The sequence below is a fragment of the Vibrio sp. 1F169 genome, from assembly GCF_041439605.1.
Taxonomy (GTDB): Bacteria; Pseudomonadota; Gammaproteobacteria; order Enterobacterales; family Vibrionaceae; genus Vibrio; species Vibrio tasmaniensis_A.
Genome location: NZ_JBGOOI010000004.1, coordinates 83,973 through 106,250 on the forward strand (window position 1 = coordinate 83,973; position 22,278 = coordinate 106,250).

Genomic DNA, 22,278 nt, shown 5'->3' on the forward strand with positions numbered 1-22,278 from the left:
CATAATAGATTTACCACTTCAATGGGTTTGATTTCATATGATGGGTTGGTGTTCATAAGGAGCTTCACATGCCCGCCAAGTCGTTATTATCTAAACCTATTTCATTATCCCGCCCCCTTTCGTTATCGAGTCTGATACTACTCGCCTCTCTTTCGTTGGTCGGTTGCGTTTCTGTCACTGAAGGACCGCCAAAGATTGAAAGTGACCCTATTGCGATGTCTGAATCTCGTATTGAATTAGGTTTGGGTTATATGGGGCAAGGGAATATGGTGAGAGCACGTGAGAACCTAGAGATCGCCATCAAACACGCACCTAGCTACTATCGAGCTCGCCTTTCCATTGCGCACTATTACGAACAAGTTGGGGAAGTTGACGAAGCAAGAGATGCCTATAAAAAAGCGCTGAGGTTAGACGCAAGAAACGGCAACGTATTGAACAACTACGGTACATTCTTGTGTAAACAGGGCGAATACGAGCAAGCCGATAAATACTTTAACCGTGCCATCGACCAACCCTATTATTATCTCGTCTCTGCCAGTTATGAAAATGCGGCATTCTGCGCGTTTAAAGCCGGAGAGGTCGAGCAAGCAAAATACTACTTCTCTCGTGCGATTGACCACGACCCGAATCGAGCTAGATCCGTACTACAGCTTTCTAAAATTGAAGTCAGTGAGGCCGAATACAATGACGCTAGGCTCCGCTTATTCAAATTCCACCAACGTTATGGCTATCAAATTCCATCGCTTCAAATCTTGGTCGAACTCGAAAAGAAAGCGGGTAACCGAGCACTTCAACAGAAATACCAAAGTAAATTAGACGAACTGCTCTCCGTTTAAGGCTAACTGAGCTTAGAGTCGTTGCGATAAATATAAAAACGGGCTTGTTGCGTTAACAACAAGCCCGTTCGTAATTTCAGCTTAATATCTTAACTAAGTACAGTCTGTTATTTAAGCGCAATCCACTCTTGTCTTTGTTCGTCGTCCATAAAGGTCCATGCGATAAAGCGACTCACCTTCTGGCCTTGTGACATCTCAACCACTTTTACTTGTTTAGCTCTCAGCTTGCCAAGCTCTGAACGAACCATATCAACGTTGTCTTTCTTAGAGATCAATGTCGTAAACCACAATACTTGAGTAGCAAAAAGCTGGCTCTCTCTCGCCATCTTCATGATGAAAGCTGCTTCACCACCCGGACACCAAAGTTCAGACTTTTGGCCACCAAAGTTTAAGGTTGGTTTATCTTGCTTAGTTGGTTTATTTTGCGTGGTTAATTTGTCTAACTTAGCTGGCTTCTTATTCGTTTCTGGCTTGAATGACTGACCGGCTTTCTTAGCTCGGTTTGCCGCTAGGTTATCCAGTTTACGTTGTGATCCCTTTTCCGCCTCTTCTAGAGAGCTATGGAATGGAGGGTTACAAATTGTGACATCGTAACGTTCATTATCCTTAATCACGCCCTTAAAGATAGATTCTGAGTCGGCTTGCAGGCGAGCTCGAATCTTACCTTTTAGATTAGGGTTACTTTCCGCAATGAAGTTCGCTGTTTTGATGGAGACTGAATCGACATCAGTACCTGTCCAGCGCCACTTATACTCTGTCGCACCAATGATTGGATAAATACAGTTTGCACCAACACCGATATCTAATGCTTTCACAGAAGCATGATTATAAGGTTCACCTTGGCCATCGCTATTAAGGATGTCTGCCACTCTGTGAATATAATCTGCACGGCCAGGAATTGGCGGGCACAAGTAACCAGCAGGAATATCCCAATGCTTAACGCCATAGTGATGCGCCAGTAAAGCCTTATTAAGTAGCTTAACGGCTAATGGATCAGAGAAATTAATGGTGTCTTCGCCCACCGGGTTCTTGATCAAGTGTTCTTTTAGCTCAGGCAAGGCTGCAACCAATAACTCGAAGTCATAACGACCTGTATGTTGGTTTCTTGGGTGCAATCCACTTTGAGGCTTTTCAGTCGAGCGTCTTTTCTGGGCTGCGTTTTTGTTAAAAGCAGTTTTATTGAAAGAACCCTTATTCGATGACCCTTTATTCGCACCCGGTTTACCTTTGCTATCTTTTGCAAAAGGTCGCTTTGCTTTGTTGTTGTCAGCACCTTTGGGAGCACTGTTTTTGCGGTCTGATGTGTTCTTTGTAGAAATACGCTTGTCGCTGCTTGGCTTGCCTGCATTTGGCTTAATATCACCGTGCTTACGGTTACCTTGATCAGCTTGGTTGTCTTTTGTTTTTGTTGATGAGGTACTGTTTTTCGACAGGCTTAGCGTAGTTCTATTTTGTGATTGGCTCATTGGGCTACTTCTTTAAGTCTAAATACATCATGAATAAACGGGCATCTAACTCAAGTTGATGATATTCCGGCTCCATGTGACAGCATAGTTGGTAAAAGGCTTTGTCGTGTTCTTTCTCTTTGATGTGCGCCAGTTCATGCACCACCAGCATTCTCAGCAAAGGTTCTGGTGCATTTTTAAAAACACTGGCGATGCGAATCTCGTTCTTCGATTTGATCTTTCCACCGTGATTCTTCGCGACGTAAGAGTGCAGACCTAATGCATTATTAATTAGGTGTATCTTGCCGTCATAAATCACTTTACTGATCGGTGGCGTTTTTTTCATGTAGCGATTTTTAATCTCAATCGCATAGTCAAACAGGGCTTTCTCGCTTTTGATTTCATGATTCTTTGGGTAGCGAGCTTCAAACCACGGCACCAATTTACCTGATTCAACAAGTTGAGTTACCGGGTCGAGAATGTGCTTCGGGTAGCCTTGAATATAGCGTAAAGAAGGATGCATGCTGAAAGACCGTACAAGTTACACCACGACAATATGTTGTGGTCTTGAAAATTGAGCCGCATAGTGTAACTGATCACACTTTTCTAATCACCTAGGATTCGTTACACTTTAGCGAGATTCATCAAGAGCTACACTCAAAAAGAGATTGTAAAAATGAAACGTGTTGTATTGTACGTCGCAGACAAATGCCCGCACTGTAAAGATGCACAACGCTATTTGGATTCGAAGAAAATTGAATATCGCCTAACGAATGCAAAAATGCAGCGTGGCCGTAAAGAATTACAGGCGATGGGTGCTCGCTCTATCCCTGTGCTTAAGATCGGTGACCAAGTGATGGTCGGCTGGAATCAGAAAAACTTCGATAAGATGTATAACTCAAAGAACACCTAACGTGCTCTGAGCCAGTCATACTTCTATACAACAAAGCCCGAATATCCAATCTAGGATACTCGGGCTTTGTTTATTTAGATCTTACTAAATCACACATACCGCTTAACGAAATCAATAAAGGTTCGGTCCGCCTTCGACAAGTACCCTTCCTTTCTCCAAGCCAAAGATAGATTGAGTTTCACAGGGTCTTTAAATGGCACGCCTACTACGTCTTCCTCGTATTCTGTCACCAAGCTAAGCAGCGCAGTAATGGCAAACTCTCGTTTAACGATAGAAAGAATCATCGGGAGCAAGTTGGTTTCAAACGCAATGGTCATATCAAGATCGTACTTCTTACAGGTCGCATCAATAAAATCGCGGTGGAAATAGCCCGATTTGAACATGATCAGCTCTTGAGCAAAAAATTCTTCAAAGGTGATGGATGGTTGCGTTGCGAGTGGGTGATCTTTGCCAACGACCGCTAACATTTCTGAGCTTAACAGGTGGTCAGTTTCCAAATCATCAGGCACGTTTTCATGGTTGATTACGCCAATATCGAGTTCGCCGTTTAACAACATTTCACGAATCGAAGCGGTGCCAGCATCAATCAAGGTCAACTTTAGGTTTGGGTATTGGCTTTTAAATGCCATCACGACTTGGGGGAAAAAGTAGCTCCCCATCATGCTTGGAGCGCCTAAACGAACCTCGCCTTTTTCTAGTCCCTTTAGCTCATTCATTGCGAGTTGAGCATCATCAAACTGCTGGGCGATTCGCTTTGCATGCTCAAACAGTACCTTTCCCTCTTCCGTTAAGGTGACGGATTTATCTCCTCGACGAAATAGAATCAACTCAAGCGTCTGTTCTAGTTTTTTAATGGAGATACTCAATGCAGGCTGTGCGATATGCAGCGCTTTTGCAGCCTGGGTAAAATTACCAAACTGAGCAACGGCCAGAAAATGTCGAAGAGGTTTTGATTCAAGCATGGCGATATATTTAATATATAGAGGTGATATTTTTAATATATTTCTTTAATCACACTTGTGCTGATAACTTGTTCACAAATAGCTTACTTACTCGCGCAGGCACAACGTAAATGTTTGATAAAGGCAGTCCTCAATACAAACGCATCACCCAATCATTGGCGATTGGTTCATTTATCATTTTCTGTAACCTTTACCTCTTTCAGCCTATCTTGCCGCACATGGCGGAGCACTTCCAAGTATCTGAAACTCAGATCAACTGGCTGTTTGCCGCGACAACACTTGGGCTTTCCATCAGCTTGGTGCCTTGGGCAATCGCTTCTGAAACCTTTGGTCGAAAACCTATTATCCTATTGAGTCTGTTCGCTATTCCTTTGATTGGATTGAGCATGGTGTTCACAACCACTCTACTGCAACTTGTTATTGCCAGAGCATTAATGGGAATCGCAGTCGCTGCTTTGGCAGGCGTGGCGGTTGCCTATATGGTCGAAGAGTTATCACCCAAAGCATTTGCAGTCGCGATCGGTGGTTATATTGCAGCCAACTCATTGGGTGGAATTTTCGGACGTGTATTGGGTGGCTTGATTACGGATTATTTTGACTGGCACGCAACGGTTTTGTTTTTCGTGGTCGGCTCCTTAATCGGCGCTCTCTATATTGCGTATCGTCTGCCTGACCAACAAAACTTCAAACCTCAAAAAGGGTTGTTCTTTCATCATAACCGCTCGGTTGTGATGCACTTAAGAAACCGTACCTTGTGGCTCGCGATGTTGATTGGTGGCGCTAACTTCGCGCTATTCGTTAACCTGTATTCAGTAATGGGCTTTAGGTTGGTATCCGAACCTCACTCAGTGCCAGTGGGCTTAGCTTCACTGATATTCCTATGTTACTTGGCCGGTACGGTAAGCTCTAAGCTCTCCAACAAATGGACACTTCGCTTTGATCCGTTAAACGGTATATTGATGGGCGTGTGTATTAGCTTAATCGGAATGTTGGTTTCTGCCGTCGACAAAGTCCCATTCATGTTAGCTGGGTTGTTATTGATCAGTGGCGGAGCTTTTTTCGCCCATACCCTAGCCTATTCTTGGGTAAGTCAAAAAGCATCGAGCGCGAAAGCGACAGCAACCGCACTTTACTTAGTTCACTATTACATAGGCGGGAGCTTGGGTGGTTTCTTACTCTTATATTGCTGGCAGTTGTTCGGTTGGAATGGTGTTATCGCCGGTGGTTCTATCTTCTATGTTGCGATATTTGCTTGGGTCTACCAGTTAAAACAACTTCAAGTGTCAGCCTCTAAACTCGCACAAGCATAAGTACGACTGAGGTTGTAACTCAATTATTGCTTTTGATTAACGTCCGTTCTGATATCCTACGCAAAATTTCATTTCGGAACCTGTTATGTCGAACACTCAAAGCTCAGATCTTCAAACCATCCATGACCAAGTAAAACAGTGGTTAGACGATGTCGTTATTGGCCTAAACCTGTGTCCATTTGCAGCTAAGCCACAACGTAATAAACAGATTAAGATCTTTGTGAGTGAAGCGAAAACGGAAGAAGCGTTACTAGAAGACATCATGACGCACTTTGTAGAATTAGATAACACGCCAGTCGCAGAATTAGAGACGACTTTGGTGGTTGTGCCTAACATGCTGCAAGATTTCTTCGACTACAACATGTTCATTGATTGGATTGAAGCCTTGATCAAGCAAGAAGATTGGGAAGGCGTTTATCAAGTGGCAACCTTCCATCCAGACTATTGCTTTGGTGGTGCGGATCCAGAAGACGATGAAAATCTTACTAACCGCTCTCCGTATCCGGTTTACCATTTGATTCGTGAAGCGAGTATGGAAAAAGTGTTGAAGCACTACCCCAACCCTGAAACGATTCCTGATACCAACATCGCGAGAGTTGAATCTTTAACACCCGAAGAGCGTCGTAAGTTGTTCCCTTATCTATTCAGTTAAGAACTAACCTTTGAGCTTTAAGAGCTGACAGCTTCAACTTACGAGTCTGAGTGTTCTTGATGATATGGGCGAGATATAAACTGATCTCGTCCATTTTGTTTAGCAATGTACAGGCATTCATCGGCAACTTTGATTAGCGAGTCTAATGCCGACATTCTCTCCCCTTTGCTATCTCCAGTGCTCAACTCAAAATGACACGCACCAATTGATATGGTGATAGGCTTACTATCTAGTGTGATTTTCTTCATTTCTTGTAAAAGAGTCATGAACTTATCTTCAACACCACTTGGTGTACTATTTGGATACCAAAGAATGAACTCTTCACCACCAAAGCGAGCTACAAACTCTCCATCTTGAATATTATTGCGCAGAACGTTTGCCACTTTCTTTAAAACAACGTCACCCATTTGGTGACCGTAAGTGTCATTAACGACCTTAAAGAAATCGATGTCTACGACGGCTAGTGTCCCTTTACCTAGAGAGCCTTTTAACTGCTCCACTTCTGCATTCAACGTTTTGAACAAGCAACGTCTATTTGGCAAATGGGTCAGAGGATCGTACATAGCTTGGTACTCTAACTTCTCATTCAGCTCTTTGAGTTTTCGTTCTTGCTGTCTTCTAACCAGTTCCACTTCGATCCATGAGGCCATTAACCGCATAACGTCGATATCGAACTCTTTAAACTCGCGATGATAGGGAGCTGGGCTTGAAAAGTTTAAGGTGCCATAAAGCTCATCATTGACGAAAATCGGGATACCAATATAAGACTCTAGCCCAAAAGATTGGTAGGCAGGATGTGTCGCATACTTATCATGTTTACCGCAATGCTCAATACAAATAGGGCTAACAGATTTGCACGTAATCTCACAATAGGTCGAACTATAGTCGAAGATATCGCCACTATTGAGCTCAACCCCTTCAGGTGTGACAGAGTGTTCAACTAAGTAAGTATTACCCTCGACTTTAGATAAGATACCAATATCAAGGTTGAAGCGTTCAAGCCCCATGATAAGCAGCTGAGCGATCTGAATATCGAACCCTTTTCGATAATCATTGGTGATTTGATACAAACGACGTATAACAACTTCACTTTCATTAGCTTGGTGCATAACTGTGATCCTACGACGGAGAACTGATTGGCAATATTACGTGTGGCCTACTGTAAATTATATATTAATCAATTAGTTTTTATGCAAGATACCTCATTAAACCAATGAATAAAAGTCGACTTTGCGTTAGCACCCTATTCCCAGCTTTGGTAAAATACCCCATTAACGAAACAGAATGGATAGGAAAATGAACCTTTCTCAACTAAGCCAAGAAATCTACGATCACCTTTACCGCGACATTGAAGAGTTCCGCAGTACTTTTGATCTGCCTGTTGCTGCTCCTGAAACAATGGACGAAAAAGGCGATACGCTACACACATCTCTAGCGATCGAAGAACTAACAGAACTTGCAGAAGCTGACTCTAAAATCGAACAAGCGGACGCTATTGTAGACAGCGTTTATGTTTTGATGGGACGTTTAGTTCACCTTGGCCAAGCTAAGGTAGAAGACAACCTAGCAATCAGCTACCTGATCGACCTACTGTTGAATGTTTCTAAAAACCGCTCAATCGACTTTCTGCCTTGTTGGGACGAAGTACACTCAAGCAACATGAGTAAAGTGTGCCGTAACGAAACAGAATACGCAGAAACTGAAGCTTTCTATGCTGAGCAGAAAATCAAACTGATGGCTGTTCAAAAAGGTGAATACATCATCGCTAAGTGTGCGGAAGATTTCGTATCGGAAGGCAAGACAGTTCGCCAAGGTAAAGTACTAAAATCAGTACATTACCGCCCTGCGAACCTTGAGTCTCTAACGGCTTAAGTAAGGCTACAACTGAAGCACTCTTTAAAGCCGCAGTTGACTGAAATCGAAAACGCCACGTTATTTTAACGTGGCGTTTTATTATCTATTAGAAAACCCTAGCTGTGGTAATTGGAGCCTTGTATTAGAAGCAGAACACTATACCAGTCGTGCCATGTGATAAGCCGCCACATATTCGCCATTTCTGAAAGCGAACCCAGCCGACTCTCCTTCAATAACAAAACCGAATTTCTTGTAGAGACTGATCGCTCTTTCGTTATCGGTGTACACCGTTAGCTCCAGTCGTTTGATGTTAATCCAGTTATCACACAAGTCGATCGCGGTCGCGAGCAGTTGACTACCGACACCTTTGCCTAATACATCGTCTTTAACACCCATACCGAATGAAGCAACATGACGCCTTCTCGGGTTTACACACACTTCCATCCCCAAATTACCAACAATCTCATCGTCGATCATCGCGACATACGAGTACACGTTGTCGGGCATATTTGAGATTCGTTTCTGCCAGCTTTCCAGAGATGGATTTGGGAGTTGCAGCGTACCGGTATAAGCGTTTGTGCATTCGTAAACTTCTTTGATTCCCTTTGCATCTGACGGTTCAGACCGTCTCACTATAATACTCATCGCAACTCCTACTATTTTCATCGCTAAATATGAAACACATCCTTAATGTGCACCTAGACACACTATCAAATAGTAAATATTTAACAATAGGTTAGATGAAATTGTTTTGATTAAATCTTATATAGAGTTGAGATATAGGTGTACTTAAAAGAATGCAGCTAACTCGATTTAAGTCTTACCATCTTGTACCACGAAGAAAGAACCAAACCTTACGCTTTAGGAAGGCTCATAAAAAAGACCAGAGCATCATGCTTCTGGTCTCTTTATGAATCAAAGGTCAATCAGAACTCAGTTTCTGAGTCACTTTTCTCTAGGCTGATGACATTCAAAACTGCAAATGCAGAGGCTAGAAATAAGCCTAATATCCAAATAAAATACCACATGAGAAACTCCTTAATACAGTGAATGGCCGTTGCGTTCGACATACTCGTTATCGAGTCGTCCAAACATGGTTCGGTAGCTGAACGCGGTATAACAAAGAATGATAGGCACCATCACAAACGCGACACCTGTCATGATGTTCAAGGTCAGTTCGCTAGAGGTTGAATCCCAAAGGGTTAAGCTATGGTTTGGATTAACACTCGACGGGATAATGAACGGGAACATCGAGAAACCCGCCGTTAAGATGATGCAAGCGTTAGTCAGGCTTGAACTAATAAAAGCAATCGCATCCCATTTCAACCTTGCGCCAATCAAAGCCAGCAATGGAATGGTCACGCTGCCGATCGGTGCAAACCACATCCAAGGGTACGTATCGAAGTTGGTTAACCAAGCGCCTGCTTGTGTGACGACTTCTTTGTTCAAGGGATTCGAAGCCGAGCTATGATCCATCGCACTGACTATCAGATACCCGTCAATATGGTTTATCGCCATACAGCCAATCACCATAAGGAAAGCGATAAGTACCGCACTCACCTGAGCAACCAATCTTACCTTGTTGTATAGCGCATCTGTCGTTTTCATCATCAGCCAAGCACTGCCTTGCAACAACGCCATCAATAAACCAACGAAGCCACACAACAGAGCAAACGGATTAAGCAAATCAACAAACGATCCGTGGTACTCAACCATCAAGAAGCTATTGAGCGTAAAAGGTAAGCCTTGCATCAAATTGCCAAACGCCACCCCAAACAAGATAGGAGGGAAGAAGCCTGAGAACGAGATTGCTAAGTCACATACTTGTCGCCACTGATCGCTGTCGATCTTTGCTCGATACTCAAGCGCCAAAGGACGCAACCACAATGAATTAAGCACCAAATACATCGCCACATAAAGGCTTGAAAACGATGTCGCATAAACCAGAGGCCAAGCCGCAAACAACGCGCCACCTGCGGTAATTAACCACACCTGGTTTCCGTCCCAATGGGGTGCAATGGAGTTAATCATCACTCGTCTTTCAGAATTGGTTTTACCGATAAACGGTAACAACGCTCCAACTCCCATATCGAAACCATCGGTGATCATAAAACCAATCAGCAGTACACCGATTAGCACCCACCAAATTAAACGCAATGTGTCATATTCAAACATGAGTCAGTCACCTTATTGTTGAACTTGTTGTGCCAATTTGGCTTCAAGTGATGTTGTTGTTTGTTCATAGTGATAACGCCCCGTTTTCAAACTGCTTGGGCCTTTTTTAGCGACGGTAATCATCAAGTAACTTTCAACAATGATGAACACCGTGTAGAGGCCAATAATTAGCGCGAGAGACGTCAGCAAGTTCTCAACGGTTTGCGACGATGCCGCGACCGCAACAGGGAGGATTTCACCCACCGCCCATGGCTGACGACCATACTCCGCAACAAACCAACCTGCTTCGATTGCCACCCAAGGTAATGGAATTGACCAAAGTGCCGCCTTCAATAACCAAGGCTTTTGAGTAATGTTTTTACGGTAGGTTTGTAAGAAAGCCGCGCCAAAAACAAACAACATAACGAAGCCACAACCCACCATGATTCTGAATGACCAGAACAGAGGCCACACAGTTGGGATTGAATCATCGGCTGCTTGTTGGATTTGTTGTTCAGTCGCGTCAGTCACTGTATCGGTGTAACGCTTAAGTAATAAGCCATAGCCGAGATCGTGCTTGGTTTGATCGAAAGCTTGCTCTGTCTCATGTGAGGTATCGCCAGATCGCAAACGCTCTAGCAATTCATAAGCAATAATACCGTTTCGAATACGCACTAAATGTTGGTCACGCAAGTCATGAAGCCCTGTCACTTGCTCGTCCAAAGATCGCGTTGCAATAATCCCCATCACATAGGGAATTTTCACAGCAAAGTCGGTTTTGCCTTCTTCTTGATTTGGTAATCCAAACAAAGTAAACGCCGCAGGTGCCGGTTCGGTGTGCCATTCAGCTTCAATCGCCGCAAGTTTCACTTTCTGGACGTCACCCAGTTCATAACCAGATTCATCGCCAAGTACGATTACGGAGATAATCGATGCGATACCAAAAGATGCCGCTACAGCGAAAGAACGCTTGGCAAAGGCAATATCTCGACCTTTCAGCAAGTAGTATGAACTCACGCCAAGGATAAACATCGCACCGCAGGTATAAGCTGAAGCGACTGTGTGTAAGAACTTAACCTGAGCAACTGGGTTGAGCACCACTTCGGCGAAGCTAGTCATTTCCATACGCATGGTTTGGTAATTAAACTCCGATCCAATCGGATTTTGCATCCAACCGTTAGCAACCAGAATCCATAACGCAGAGAAGCTAGAGCCCAACGCCACCAACCAAGTCACGACAAGGTGTTGGCGTTTGGATAGCCTTTCCCAACCGAAGAAGAACAGTCCAACAAAGGTAGATTCTAGGAAGAATGCAACAAGGGCTTCGATCGCAAGAGGAGCACCAAAGATATCGCCGACATAGTGAGAATAGTAAGACCAGTTAGTACCGAACTGGAACTCCATGGTTAAACCGGTCGTGACACCTAAGGCGAAGTTAATACCAAAAAGTTTGCCCCAAAAGCGAGTCATGTCCTGATAGATTTGCTTACCGGTAAGCACATAGATCGACTCCATGATCGCCAGTAAGCAAGACATACCAATAGTTAACGGGACGAAGAGAAAGTGAAACATAGCGGTTAGCGCAAACTGTAAACGCGACAATTCAACTACATCAAACATTTAAGCTCCAAACATCATAATGATGGCTTTCATATTAAGAATTGGAGCGTATTTCAGCACAGTTCGAACAAACCAAACTAGAACAGATTAGCTGTTAAAAAACAGAACAGATTGTTTACCCAGTCAATAAATGACTCAGTTTAGTAAAACCAGTCGGTAATTAGCTAACGGTTTAAGCTTGCGATTCCGTGGCTCTGATTAGATTGCCTAGCGTTTGAATGGCGCCTGCGATTTTGTCGTCGCAAGCGTATGAACAATTCAGGCGAATATGATGGGAGAACTGTTTGTCACTGCTGAAGATGATGCCCGGCGCAACAGAGATGTTGTGTTCAAGTGCTTGCTCATAAAGCTTCTCAACACAAACAGAATGAGGCAACTCTATCCAAAGGAAGTAACCACCTTGGCTTTTATGCACCATCGCACTTGAAGGTAAGCTAGATTCTAACAATGCAATATGCGCCTTCTTCCTTTCATTCAAAAGCTTGCGAAGTTTTTTAAGATGGTTGTCATAACTATAAAACGTCAGGTAATGAGACAGTCCAAGTTGGATAGGAATACTGCTTGAGAGCGTCGAAAGGTGCTGCAATCTCTGAATCTTTAACGCTTGTTTCCTTGCAACTACCCAACCGATTCGAAAGCCGGGCGACAATGATTTGGAAAACGAACCGCACAGCATGATTTGCTCGCCGGTGTCATAGGCTTTAGCAGGCAATGAGCTTTGGTTGCCGACATGAAGTTCTCGATACACATCGTCTTCGATCATCGGGATCTTATGGTCATTCACTAACTCGGCGAGTCGCTGCTTGTTGTTATCACTCATCGAATAGCCAACAGGGTTTTGCGATTCTGTCATGAACCAACATGCTTTGATGTCCATTGAAGCGAACACCGACTCCAATACATCTAAATCGATACCGGTTTCAGGATCGATCGGGATCTCAACAGCGGTAAGATTAAGCCTTTCAATGGTCTGTAACACACCGTAAAACGCAGGGTACTCTATCGCGACTAAGTCACCCGGTTCGGTACAGGATTGCAGGCATAAGTTAAGTGCTTCCATTGCCCCAGATGTGATCACAATATCGTCTGGCAATACATCTAGCCCACCAGTTTGATAACGTTGAGCGATTTGCCTGCGAAGTGTTTCACTGCCCGGAGGAAGATTAGTAAGCATGCTGTTATCGGGCATTTGGCGACTGGCATTGGCTAAACTGCGCGACAACGCTTGATGCGGAAACAAGGCAGAGTCTGGAAATGCCGAGCTGAGTGGAATGATGCTAGGGTCTTTGGCTCGTTGAAGCACATCGTAAAGCAGGTCACTGATTTTAACGGGATACGGCTTGATGGCTTTTTGTTGCGTGTGTTCTGAGGTGAATACATTTCTACGCGGTAACACGAAATAGCCAGACTTAGGCTTTGAGCGCACATAGCCTTGGTCTTCAAGCTGTTGATAGGCCTGAAGTACCGTCTCGATACTGAGTTTGTAGCGCTTACACGCGTCTCTTATTGATGGGATCTTCTCACCACTAAGCCAGATGTTTTGTTCTATCTGATTCTTGATTGTATTGGCGAGTATCTGAGATTTTTTCATCAAAAAGTCTTTTCTATCTAATGTGTAAAATATTACTAAACCGTGAATATTCAAAGTACTCAGACATTCAGGTATAACAAAGCCCTACCCTAAACCCAATTACCTTCACGGTCGACTTGTTTATCTCTCCCATAAGAAAAGACACCACACTCATCAATCGAGTGTGGTGCCTTAATTACTGAGCTGCTTAGCTACTTAGTTTAGATTAACTAGCCGACTAGTTAGCTGGACGCCACACGCCCCATTGATCATTTTCGTAGGTCGCTTTAGGGTTTGTACCACCTTGAACCCACCACTGTGCTTTCCAAGACTGGTTCGAGTAAGTCACGACTTCGCCACCAAGGTAAGTCGCTGATGAATCCCATGTGCCTGGGTCAGGAGTCGGATCAGGATCCGGCGTTGGATCTGGGTCTGGTGTCACGCCACCGTCATCAGCAATTACTTCAAAAGTGAAGCTTTCAACACTTTCGCTTTCAATCGAGCTAGCCATAAACGATAGAGTTTCGTTTGCAGTGATGCCAGTGGTATCAACTACGATAGAAGCCGTGCCGTTATTTTGAATGCTTACTGAAGAGCCTTGAGTTTGAGTCAATGTCGCCGCTTCGCTTGTTGCAATCACAACTTTGTCGCCAGCATTCACTACGTTGTCACTCTTCACTAGCTCGTAGATGTCGCCTTTCAATGGTTCAACACCACCGTCGCCACCATCAATCAGCGTTAACTGACCAGAAGCACGGCTATCTTTTGAGTTGAAGAAGTTACGTGAAGGGTCGTTTTGGAAGTACATGTAGTGCTGCATTTCAGCGTGCCAATCACCAATGAAGATCGCGCCATCTTTAAACTCTTCGTGCCAGCCGTTAATCTCTGAAGCCAACAAGCGAGCCCAATCGTTAACGTTTGAAGCGTCGATAACGATGTCGAAGCTACGCGCGACTTCACCGTACTTGTTGATGATGTCGTACTTAACCGTATCACCAATTTCTGGCGTACCAAACTGGTCAGAAACAAACAGGTCGCCACGGACTAGATCAGGTTGAGGTGTAGGATCTGGTGGTGGAGTTGTTCCCCCCGCGATAGTGATGTCTGAACAGTTGTAGAAACCTTCACCGGCGGCATCGTCACGTTGCCAACGAACGTATAAGATTGCGTCGCCAGATCGGTCTGAAGGAATCGTTACGTTGATACGGTATTTGCCACCACTTACAGGAACATTCCCAACTTCTTGGATAAGATCTAAATCACCCCACGCTAGGCCTTTGCTTAGGTCGGCGTTTGGTTTTGTTAGATAGAACTCCCAGAATGACGGGTTGTGTGGTGCAGTCGCGTTGAATACATATTCAAATGTACCAGTGCTTAACTCGGTGCGAGTCCAACCTGTATGAGGTGCGCCCATGCCACGTTTTTGCGAATCATTGGCGTAACATAACGTGCCGTCTGGAATCGCCGCTTTCACTGCATTGATGTTGTTGAAGTCTTGAATGTTTTTCGCATACTCGTTGCGTTGAACGAAAGGATATGACCCTGAAATCTCTTTTGCTTGAGCACATGCTGCATTTGGTGGCGTACCCGACCAAACCCCGCCTTGTTCATAGCACGTATTCTGACGTGCACTTGGAAATTCAGACCAGCCATGAGCGTTTGCTACTGATGGTACGCTGGATAGCATAGCCATCCCCACTGCTATTTTTAGAATATTATTATTTGCTGTTTTCACTTTCCCACTCTCTATTATTTTACCCCCGTATGAAATATTGATTGGACATTTACTAATCAATATTGCAGTTCGAGGGTTTATAGTTTCTGACTTAAAGAACACGGAAAATATATACGTCATAACTATCAATAAAAGTGGGATTTATTTTGAAAGGAATCAGAATCACACAACTCAAAGAAATGCGTTAGAGATAGATGATATTGGTTCGAATTATCAATTTTTACCGACAAAAATTACGCATTCCCTAAGAAAATAGATCGCTAGGAAGGTATTTTTTCATTGAATTAATTGGAGTGAAACGCTCGCATAAATAATGATATTGAGTGCTTTTTATCTTCATTATTATTACGTTGTTGAGACTGCTGTAAAGTCGCTAAGTTACTAAGCTACTGAGCGTATACGTTTATAAATGGATAAATCATTAAACGTTAATTTGAACGAGCTAAACTAATAGCGGCTATTCATGCCAAATCGATTCGACATATCATCGTCCATACGACCGCCCTTCCAACCGCCACCGCCCAACAAATTAAGTACATCACGCGCGTTATATTCCTCACCACCGAAGAAGTCATTAGACACATCATTACGCAGCAGTTGAATGGCTGGAGCAATTTCAGCAGCAAGGTCTTGTGGATCAGCAAACAATGCTAAGGCAACCAGTTGTTGGCGCTTACTCAATTCACATGAACTCGTTTCTACTTGCCCAATAGAGAAAAAGTCACTGCTTCCGTACGCTTTCACCAACTTTGCAGAAAGTGATTTGATTACTTTCTTGATTCGTCGTCGTTGAATATATCTAAACATATAGATTGCCTTGTATTGTTGAGCCTAAGTTAACCAAACAGCAGGTAAGTTTGATTGTCGACCGAGATGCTTTTTACTTGCGTGTTAAATACGGATTCTAGCTGTTCAGGCACAAGCACTTGCTCTGCACTGCCTGATGCTTGTAGTACGCCCTTTTCGAGCAGCAGTACTTGGTCGGCATGCCTCAAGGTTCGGTTCAGGTCGTGGTTAGCCATAATAACCGCAATGCCCTTCTCAGCCACTCGTTCGATAAGCTTATACAGCAACGCTTCTTGAGCAATATCCAACGGCGCTGCAGGTTCGTCTAGGATCAGGAGCTTTGCGTAAGGATTGAGCGTCGGCCAAATTTGCAGGCACATTCCCGCCAAACGAACGCGTTGCCATTCACCACCAGACAGTGTCTGAATTGAACGATGAAGTTTGTCTGTGATGTCCAACATCTGGCTTATATCTTCCAAAGCCGTGTTTATTTCAGTATCAAGGCCATGCGATGAACTTGGCAGTGATAACGCAAGGTATTGGAACACTTCCAAGTTGAAGGCGGGTCTTGCACTTTGACAAAGATAAGCGCGATGCAATGATAGATCTTGTAGTGATAATGCTGACAAGTCTTGACCGTCGAGCTTTATATCACCTTTGTAGCCATCACCAACGCCAGATATCGCTTCTAATAAGGTACTTTTCCCACTGCCATTAGGACCGATGACATGAGTCACCTGTCCTTGCTTGAGCTCAAACGATAGAGGTAATAAGCGAGCGCCGACGCTCAGGCTCTTAATTTGAATCATGATTTTTAATTAACATCCAAATGAAGATTGGTGCACCGATACTGGTTGTCATCACACCCAAGGGTAATTCTGCAGAATCGAGTAATGTACGTGCGCAAATATCAGCAAACACCAGTAACGCGGCACCTGCAACGGCAGACAAAGGAAGAAGGTATCGGTTGTCGGTACCAATCGCTAAACGGAGTAAGTGTGGCACCACCAAACCCACAAAGCTGATCACGCCACCTAACGCTACTGCGCAGCCGACTAAAATAGACACAGCGAAGATTAGACGCCAACGTAATCTCGGAACGTTCACGCCTAACTGCGCAGCATGGGTCTCGCCAATCATGAGTTTGTCTAGCTTGCTACCTTGCAGGCACAGCCAGATAATCACGGGGATCATTACTAAGGTGAGCGAGTGTTGGTACCAAGTGACGCCACCTAAGCTGCCCATCAGCCAATACATCAATAAGCGTAGGCTGAGGTCATCACTAAAATAGAACGCCCACGTCACCATCGCGCCAGAAAGAATGCCTAACGCAACACCCACCAGCAATAACTTGGCCGTAGTCAGTCGCATCGTTTTAACCATGCTCACTAGAATCACGGTAAAACAGAGTGACCCTAAAACGGCGGCAATCATGAACAGTTCTGGTGTAGGAGCAAACGGTAAGAAGAACAGCACGATCACCATCGCTAAGCTTGCACCACCAGAAATGCCGAGCACACCGGGCTCTGCTAATACGTTACCCAATAAGACTTGTAAGCTTGCGCCAGATACGGCTAACCCTGCCCCGATAGCAATAGCCGCCAATAGTCGAGGTAAGCGTAAATCAATCAGTAGTTTTTGTTCTAACGTGGACAATGTGCCCAGAGGGGAAATGAAGAGATCGCCAACCATTAGATAAATCGCACTCAGCGTGACAAGCAGTGCAGCCATCAGATAAATGGCTCGGGTCCATTTTCGCTGTTTTTGGTGAAGAAGTTGTTGGAAATCCATATCAAGCTACTTTGAAATTGTTCGCGTAACCTTACCTGTATCCCCAAATAAACTCAAGGCTCACACCGTAATGTGAACCTTGATATTTCAAGCAGTTGGGCGGTTGTTTTGGTCGATTAAACCTAACTGGATATTAATCGTACACAAGCTGACCATGGTCGAATCGCGTTTCAACTTCGCACACCATTAAGGCAGCTCGTTGACCGATAGCAACGTTACGATTTGGAAATACCACCGCTTCGTTTTCATTCTTCGCCATCAATGGCTTATCACCATCATGACCAAACACTTCACCGTGCTTGAACGCCGTAAAGTTTTCAACGGCATCAGAGAACATGAAATCAAAATCATCATGCAAACGAACAATGGTTCGGCTTACGCGATAAGTAATGGTTTTCTTTGGCAAATGCTCTGGTTCTATTTCAGCAATCAAATTGCGCATTGCCAAATCGAAAGCCGTTAACTTATCAAGCTGGTTCTCACCAATTCTTGCTACCTGCCCTAGCTCCATTGTCAGTGCTTGGGCTTCAAAGTTTTCAGCGCTGTACCAACTGAAGGTGCTCGTTGGCGCATTGGATAACAACACCGCTTCAACGTGAGCACTGTTAATGAAATCGAACAAGGCTTTACTGCGAACTTCGTGGCGAACCTTAGGGCTTACGGCGAAAGAGTAATGCTTAGACAAACGGATCGCGCAGTGCAGATCTAAGTGCCAACGAGTGGCAGGCACCGTTTCCTTGTAAAACTCAGTAACCAAGAACTTAAGGTTCTTCGCGATGTCCACTTCTCGATTACTCTCGTACTGTTTTTCATCAAACAGACGGTTCATATTCACATCAAGAAAACGCGTATGCGCATTGGTCGCTTCTGGGTGAGCAATGATGAACAAACATCTTGCTGTCACGACTTGGAAGCCGGTTTCAATATCCTCAATGAGCTTATCAATCAGCTCCATTGGTGAAGTTTCGTCGCCATGAACACCTGTTGAAAATATGATGTTCTTGGTCTCAGGATTATACTCTGCGGGAATCACTTCCAATACACCGCGTTGATGAAGCTTAATTTGAACACCGTTACTCAGTACGGTCTGTCCTGCAACCACTTCTTGCTCAAGATCTAGGCTGTCAAAAAGAAATGATTGGCGAAAGAGGGTCTTCGTCATGCGCTACTCCTTAATTGCACGGCCGTATGTTAATAAATTGTACATAGAAATTGTGTTGCTAGGATCGCACTTATCAATAGAAACTCCGTTATCACTCACAAATACTACCCATATATTTTTGTATTACCTGCTGACTTTACTAACCGACATCTGTTCCAAATAATTTCACCTATTTAGAACAACTTTTGGTTATCTCTGTTTATATCAGCAAGATAAGAGCCACGTAAGCTAACACAGCTCTTACCTACCATGAACAGATTGAGATCAATTAATCTTCCTGATCGAGCAATCTTTCAAATTCATCGATTTGAACTTTGACCATGTCGATGCTTTGTTGCCAAAAGTCAGCTTGAGTCAGGTCCATTCCCAAGTGTTTTTGAACGACTTCTTCCGCCATCATGCTGCCCGTATCACGAAGCAAGGAAACGTAATCACCGTAGAATTGTTCGCCCTTAGCATCGCGCTGAGCGTAAACACCTTTACTGAACAGGTAACCGAACAGGTATGGGTAGTTGTAGAAGCTCACTTGAGAGATGCTGAAGTGCAGTTTGCTTGCCCAGAAGTAAGGGTCGGCTTCTGTCATTGCATCGCCATACCACTCCTTCCAAGTGGTTTCCATCAAGTCACACAGCTGCTGAGCCGTTAGCTCACCTTTTTCACGCTGCTCATAGAAGGCTTTCTCAAACTCGAAACGTACTGGAATGTTTACCATCAAAGCGAGTGAAGAAGAAAGCTCTTCCCACAACATTTCAAGTTTCTCATTGCGTGTTTGTGCTTGTTTTAACAAGTGGTCACGGACGATGTTTTCAGCAAAGATTGAAGCGGTTTCTGCTAGCGTCATTGGGTAGCGCGTCTGACACAAAGGCATGTCTTTCATCACCCAGTTATGGAACGCATGGCCTAGTTCGTGTGCCAATGTCATTAAGTCTGAGCGGCTACCGCTCCATGTCATGAACACAAGAGGTGTACGTGTCGCAGCAAACTTGGTGCAGTACGCGCCTAAACGTTTGTTCGCAGCCGGAGCGGCATCAATCCAACCGTTCTCAACCATTAATGCGACAAAATCAGCCATCTCTGGATTGACTTCAGCAAAAGCGGTTTTGATCACTTCAATCGCTTCATCAAATGAATAAACCTTAGATTCGCTGTCACCCAGCGGAGGCATCGCGGCTAAATGGTTCCAAGGCTTCATTTCATCAAGCCCGTGAACTCTTGCCATTAACAGACCTGCTTTCTGGCCTACTTCGCGATTTGCCTTTGCTACCGACATCATGGTGTCTAGCGTTTCAGGTACGATGCGGCTGGCGTGTAGGCTTGGATCAAGGAAATGTACGTCGCTTATTTTCGAGCGCTTTTTGTTCTCTGTCAGTCGCCAACCCGCAAGCGCATTTAGAATTGAAGCAAAAGACTCTTGGTGCGTCTTCATTGCGCCTTGGACTGCGCGCCATGCCGGTTCTTGTTTGTCGAATTCGCTGCCGTACAACAAGCTCGCAGCTTGTGAAAAACCTAGCGCTTCGTCTTCACCGTTCAGCTTTAGCGACAGTTTTAAAGAACCGGTTAAGTTATCGTACAAACGACCCCATCCATCACGGCCATCAACCTTCATCGCGGCCAATAACTGCTCTTCAGCAACACTAAGGCGGCTGCTTGATAACTTACGCGAGCTTTCAATCGCAAAGCGTTGTCCTGCTACATCTGCGCTGTCATGCTCTAAAACTGCATCAATAAACTCTGGTTCTGCGTGGATTAGCGTGTCTTCATAAGGGCTGAACGCTTGAGACATTTCAGAATTCAGTTTCGCAACTCGACCAAGCAGTGCTTTGGCTTCTGTGTGCGTCGCGTCTACCGATGCGTGGCAATTAGCGAAGGTGTTGATTGTGCTCAGTAACGTGCCTGCCGCTTCAGAAGTTTGAATGGCGTTTTGCATCGCTAGGATAATATGACGCTTTTCAACGTGTAGGTACAACAGCTCAATACATTGTTGAATGAGTTCAATGTCCTGTTCGATTTTTGCATCATTAAGATCGCGATAAGCAATGCTTAGATCCCAACTCGGTGTTGTCATGACTAAATTCCTTTCACGTAGGTAGTAATACCAATCTGGTATAGCGGCTGTAAACGCCGCTTTATGCTTCTATTTCTGGTTCTATTTCTGTTTCTGTTTTTGTTTCAATTTACAGGTCCAATAGATTGTTAACTCTTAAACTGTGTTTTTTGAACACTCAGAGAACAGGTAGCCCTATCGATTTGACACTGATAAAACTCTGCGCAAACTGAGTGATTTGAATATGAGTTATCGACGCGTTTTCTATCGATAGCTTCGAGTACAAACTCGGATTTTTCCAATCAATATCAAGACAATGTGCTAACAGAATGCGAATCACACCACCATGGGTAACCAACAATATATTGTCACTTGGATCATTCAAAAGTTGCGACCAAGCTTGAGTTACTCTGTTATGGAAGCTCTGTAAACTTTCCGCGCCAGTCAGTTGATGGTTTGCGGGATCTTGCCAGAAGGTGTCTAACATCGCCCACTTGTCTTCAAGTTCATCAAATGCGACCCCGTCAACCTCACCAAAATTCATTTCTTGGAAATCTGGTGCAACAGACAGAGGCACCGACATGCGTTGTGCAAACAAGCTCGCGAGATCACCACATCGTCTGAGTGGCGAGGAAACCACGCAATCAAAGGCAATATCTTGTTTTATCAGCGCCCCACATATCCGATCTTGAAGATCAGGATTAACCAACACATCAGATGAACCATTAAGTGCCGCTTCGCCTTCGACTTTGCCATGTCTTAGTAGATAGATGTTTTTGGTTGTTCCATTTTCCATTTGTTCAACTAACCTTTGATACCAATCTAATTATGAGTCGAGCTTTGAGTCGAATGGCTCGACGGTTTTAAGCTCAATGGTAATCCTGCAGCAACCAGCGTAACGCGTTCAACTACGCGAGCTAGCGCTTGGTTCATGCGACCCGCATTGTCGACAAATAGGCGCGACACTTTACCTAACGGCACCACACCTAAACCGACTTCGTTAGACACCATGATAATTTGCGCCGGGCTTTGCTCTACGCTTTTCACTAAAACTTCGACCACGGCCTCAACCTGTTCATTGGTCGCATCATCACCCAACTCAAAAATAATGTTGTTCAACCACAAAGTTAAGCAGTCAATCATCACCACATCGTTTTGATCAAAAGACTGCAGTTTTTCGGCTAATTCAACAGGGGCTTCATGCTCAATCCACAGCTCACCACGACGTTGTTGATGATGCGCAATTCTCTCACGCATTTCGTCGTCCAAATAAGTGGCCGTCGCAATATAGTTGAGGCGTCCATTTGAACATGCTTCAAGCGCACATAATGCCTGTTGTTCTGCAAAACTAGACTTACCAGAACGAGCCCCACCCAATACCAGATGGCTATTTCGCTGACTTACTTGATTAATTTGATTAGCTTGATTCGTGTTTGTCATAGGA

22 protein-coding genes are annotated in these 22,278 nt (G+C 44.3%); 5 read left to right on the top strand and 17 right to left on the bottom strand.

Annotated elements, in window-relative coordinates; all coding sequences use genetic code 11:
- Positions 1-68: 68 nt before the first annotated feature.
- Positions 69-836, top strand: a complete 768-nt coding sequence (gene pilW, locus ACED53_RS02890) for a type IV pilus biogenesis/stability protein PilW (RefSeq protein WP_017100326.1) — start codon at positions 69-71, stop codon at positions 834-836.
- Positions 837-943: 107 nt separating this feature from the next.
- Here pilW and rlmF read toward each other — a convergent pair whose 3' ends face one another.
- Together rlmF and ACED53_RS02900 are read right to left on the bottom strand one after the other, a co-directional pair.
- Positions 944-2,302 carry a 23S rRNA (adenine(1618)-N(6))-methyltransferase RlmF gene (gene rlmF / locus ACED53_RS02895; protein ID WP_017100694.1) on the bottom strand — a complete coding sequence of 453 codons (1,359 nt, stop codon included), beginning with the start codon at positions 2,300-2,302 and terminating at the stop codon, positions 944-946.
- A 4-nt stretch (positions 2,303-2,306) separates the two neighbouring features.
- Complete coding sequence (locus ACED53_RS02900; RefSeq protein WP_004734935.1) at positions 2,307-2,804, bottom strand: YgjP-like metallopeptidase domain-containing protein; 498 nt, start codon at positions 2,802-2,804, stop codon at positions 2,307-2,309.
- Between the two features lie 153 nt (positions 2,805-2,957).
- Here ACED53_RS02900 and ACED53_RS02905 point away from each other — a divergent pair, with 153 nt between their 5' ends.
- Positions 2,958-3,194 carry a glutaredoxin family protein gene (locus tag ACED53_RS02905; protein ID WP_004734934.1) on the top strand — a complete coding sequence of 79 codons (237 nt, stop codon included), beginning with the start codon at positions 2,958-2,960 and terminating at the stop codon, positions 3,192-3,194.
- An 89-nt stretch (positions 3,195-3,283) separates the two neighbouring features.
- On the opposite strand, the gene ACED53_RS02910 is transcribed toward ACED53_RS02905, so the two are convergent.
- Positions 3,284-4,156 carry a LysR family transcriptional regulator gene (locus ACED53_RS02910; protein ID WP_017100693.1) on the bottom strand — a complete coding sequence of 291 codons (873 nt, stop codon included), beginning with the start codon at positions 4,154-4,156 and terminating at the stop codon, positions 3,284-3,286.
- A gap of 110 nt (positions 4,157-4,266) precedes the next feature.
- Here ACED53_RS02910 and ACED53_RS02915 point away from each other — a divergent pair, with 110 nt between their 5' ends.
- On the top strand, positions 4,267-5,466 hold the full coding sequence (locus ACED53_RS02915) for an MFS transporter (protein ID WP_017100692.1): 1,200 nt from the start codon (positions 4,267-4,269) through the stop codon (positions 5,464-5,466).
- 85 nt (positions 5,467-5,551) lie between these two features.
- A complete protein-coding gene (locus tag ACED53_RS02920) occupies positions 5,552-6,118 on the top strand; it encodes a DUF1415 domain-containing protein (RefSeq protein ID WP_012604112.1) in 567 nt (188 codons plus the stop codon).
- Positions 6,119-6,156: 38 nt separating this feature from the next.
- On the opposite strand, the gene ACED53_RS02925 is transcribed toward ACED53_RS02920, so the two are convergent.
- Complete coding sequence (locus ACED53_RS02925; protein WP_017100691.1) at positions 6,157-7,227, bottom strand: diguanylate cyclase; 1,071 nt, start codon at positions 7,225-7,227, stop codon at positions 6,157-6,159.
- Positions 7,228-7,414: 187 nt separating this feature from the next.
- Between ACED53_RS02925 and ACED53_RS02930 the strand changes: the two genes are divergently transcribed.
- Positions 7,415-7,990 (top strand): nucleoside triphosphate pyrophosphohydrolase family protein, encoded by a 576-nt coding sequence (locus ACED53_RS02930; protein ID WP_017100690.1) that lies wholly within the window; start codon positions 7,415-7,417, stop codon positions 7,988-7,990.
- 138 nt (positions 7,991-8,128) lie between these two features.
- Here the strand turns inward: ACED53_RS02930 and ACED53_RS02935 are convergent, their stop codons facing one another.
- The 13 genes from ACED53_RS02935 to cobU form a co-directional block, all read right to left on the bottom strand.
- Entirely contained in the window at positions 8,129-8,617 is a 489-nt protein-coding gene (locus tag ACED53_RS02935) for a GNAT family N-acetyltransferase (RefSeq protein WP_017109820.1), read from the bottom strand.
- A gap of 281 nt (positions 8,618-8,898) precedes the next feature.
- Positions 8,899-9,000 (bottom strand): cytochrome bd-I oxidase subunit CydX, encoded by a 102-nt coding sequence (gene cydX / locus ACED53_RS02940; protein WP_017099703.1) that lies wholly within the window; start codon positions 8,998-9,000, stop codon positions 8,899-8,901.
- A gap of 10 nt (positions 9,001-9,010) precedes the next feature.
- Positions 9,011-10,147 carry a cytochrome d ubiquinol oxidase subunit II gene (gene cydB / locus ACED53_RS02945; protein WP_017099704.1) on the bottom strand — a complete coding sequence of 379 codons (1,137 nt, stop codon included), beginning with the start codon at positions 10,145-10,147 and terminating at the stop codon, positions 9,011-9,013.
- 12 nt (positions 10,148-10,159) lie between these two features.
- Positions 10,160-11,746, bottom strand: coding sequence for a cytochrome ubiquinol oxidase subunit I (locus ACED53_RS02950; RefSeq protein WP_017099705.1), 1,587 nt, complete (start codon positions 11,744-11,746; stop codon positions 10,160-10,162).
- Between the two features lie 172 nt (positions 11,747-11,918).
- Entirely contained in the window at positions 11,919-13,337 is a 1,419-nt protein-coding gene (locus tag ACED53_RS02955; protein ID WP_029225331.1) for a PLP-dependent aminotransferase family protein, read from the bottom strand.
- Positions 13,338-13,554: 217 nt separating this feature from the next.
- A complete protein-coding gene (locus ACED53_RS02960; protein WP_029225332.1) occupies positions 13,555-15,003 on the bottom strand; it encodes a lytic polysaccharide monooxygenase in 1,449 nt (482 codons plus the stop codon).
- Positions 15,004-15,498: 495 nt separating this feature from the next.
- A complete protein-coding gene (locus tag ACED53_RS02965; RefSeq protein ID WP_009846928.1) occupies positions 15,499-15,858 on the bottom strand; it encodes a DUF6559 family protein in 360 nt (119 codons plus the stop codon).
- Positions 15,859-15,887: 29 nt separating this feature from the next.
- A complete protein-coding gene (gene btuD, locus ACED53_RS02970) occupies positions 15,888-16,646 on the bottom strand; it encodes a vitamin B12 ABC transporter ATP-binding protein BtuD (protein ID WP_017099708.1) in 759 nt (252 codons plus the stop codon).
- A complete protein-coding gene (gene btuC / locus ACED53_RS02975) occupies positions 16,633-17,628 on the bottom strand; it encodes a vitamin B12 ABC transporter permease BtuC (protein ID WP_009846930.1) in 996 nt (331 codons plus the stop codon). The genes btuD and btuC overlap by 14 nt, the downstream gene beginning before the upstream one ends.
- A gap of 133 nt (positions 17,629-17,761) precedes the next feature.
- Positions 17,762-18,790, bottom strand: a complete 1,029-nt coding sequence (locus ACED53_RS02980) for a succinylglutamate desuccinylase (protein WP_009846931.1) — start codon at positions 18,788-18,790, stop codon at positions 17,762-17,764.
- 268 nt (positions 18,791-19,058) lie between these two features.
- Positions 19,059-20,855 (bottom strand): M3 family oligoendopeptidase, encoded by a 1,797-nt coding sequence (locus tag ACED53_RS02985; RefSeq protein ID WP_017099709.1) that lies wholly within the window; start codon positions 20,853-20,855, stop codon positions 19,059-19,061.
- Positions 20,856-21,012: 157 nt separating this feature from the next.
- Positions 21,013-21,630 (bottom strand): alpha-ribazole phosphatase family protein, encoded by a 618-nt coding sequence (gene cobC / locus ACED53_RS02990; RefSeq protein WP_017099710.1) that lies wholly within the window; start codon positions 21,628-21,630, stop codon positions 21,013-21,015.
- A gap of 26 nt (positions 21,631-21,656) precedes the next feature.
- A complete protein-coding gene (gene cobU, locus ACED53_RS02995; RefSeq protein WP_017099711.1) occupies positions 21,657-22,274 on the bottom strand; it encodes a bifunctional adenosylcobinamide kinase/adenosylcobinamide-phosphate guanylyltransferase in 618 nt (205 codons plus the stop codon).
- Positions 22,275-22,278: the final 4 nt, after the last annotated feature.

Excerpts from the sequence above, each read along its gene's own strand:
- ACED53_RS02985 (WP_017099709.1), bottom strand. The coding sequence starts at position 20,855 with ATGACAACACCGAGTTGGGATCTAAGCATTGCTTATCGCGATCTTAAT.
- cydX (WP_017099703.1), bottom strand. The coding sequence starts at position 9,000 with ATGTGGTATTTTATTTGGATATTAGGCTTATTTCTAGCCTCTGCATTT.
- ACED53_RS02955 (WP_029225331.1), bottom strand. The coding sequence starts at position 13,337 with ATGAAAAAATCTCAGATACTCGCCAATACAATCAAGAATCAGATAGAA.
- ACED53_RS02910 (WP_017100693.1), bottom strand. The coding sequence starts at position 4,156 with ATGCTTGAATCAAAACCTCTTCGACATTTTCTGGCCGTTGCTCAGTTT.
- rlmF (WP_017100694.1), bottom strand. The coding sequence starts at position 2,302 with ATGAGCCAATCACAAAATAGAACTACGCTAAGCCTGTCGAAAAACAGT.
- ACED53_RS02980 (WP_009846931.1), bottom strand. The coding sequence starts at position 18,790 with ATGACGAAGACCCTCTTTCGCCAATCATTTCTTTTTGACAGCCTAGAT.
- cobC (WP_017099710.1), bottom strand. The coding sequence starts at position 21,630 with ATGGAAAATGGAACAACCAAAAACATCTATCTACTAAGACATGGCAAA.
- ACED53_RS02925 (WP_017100691.1), bottom strand. The coding sequence starts at position 7,227 with ATGCACCAAGCTAATGAAAGTGAAGTTGTTATACGTCGTTTGTATCAA.
- pilW (WP_017100326.1), top strand. The coding sequence starts at position 69 with ATGCCCGCCAAGTCGTTATTATCTAAACCTATTTCATTATCCCGCCCC.
- btuD (WP_017099708.1), bottom strand. The coding sequence starts at position 16,646 with ATGATTCAAATTAAGAGCCTGAGCGTCGGCGCTCGCTTATTACCTCTA.
- ACED53_RS02930 (WP_017100690.1), top strand. The coding sequence starts at position 7,415 with ATGAACCTTTCTCAACTAAGCCAAGAAATCTACGATCACCTTTACCGC.
- ACED53_RS02960 (WP_029225332.1), bottom strand. The coding sequence starts at position 15,003 with ATGCTATCCAGCGTACCATCAGTAGCAAACGCTCATGGCTGGTCTGAA.
- ACED53_RS02915 (WP_017100692.1), top strand. The coding sequence starts at position 4,267 with ATGTTTGATAAAGGCAGTCCTCAATACAAACGCATCACCCAATCATTG.
- ACED53_RS02920 (WP_012604112.1), top strand. The coding sequence starts at position 5,552 with ATGTCGAACACTCAAAGCTCAGATCTTCAAACCATCCATGACCAAGTA.
- cobU (WP_017099711.1), bottom strand. The coding sequence starts at position 22,274 with ATGACAAACACGAATCAAGCTAATCAAATTAATCAAGTAAGTCAGCGA.
- btuC (WP_009846930.1), bottom strand. The coding sequence starts at position 17,628 with ATGGATTTCCAACAACTTCTTCACCAAAAACAGCGAAAATGGACCCGA.
- ACED53_RS02950 (WP_017099705.1), bottom strand. The coding sequence starts at position 11,746 with ATGTTTGATGTAGTTGAATTGTCGCGTTTACAGTTTGCGCTAACCGCT.
- ACED53_RS02935 (WP_017109820.1), bottom strand. The coding sequence starts at position 8,617 with ATGAGTATTATAGTGAGACGGTCTGAACCGTCAGATGCAAAGGGAATC.
- ACED53_RS02905 (WP_004734934.1), top strand. The coding sequence starts at position 2,958 with ATGAAACGTGTTGTATTGTACGTCGCAGACAAATGCCCGCACTGTAAA.
- ACED53_RS02965 (WP_009846928.1), bottom strand. The coding sequence starts at position 15,858 with ATGTTTAGATATATTCAACGACGACGAATCAAGAAAGTAATCAAATCA.
- ACED53_RS02900 (WP_004734935.1), bottom strand. The coding sequence starts at position 2,804 with ATGCATCCTTCTTTACGCTATATTCAAGGCTACCCGAAGCACATTCTC.
- cydB (WP_017099704.1), bottom strand. The coding sequence starts at position 10,147 with ATGTTTGAATATGACACATTGCGTTTAATTTGGTGGGTGCTAATCGGT.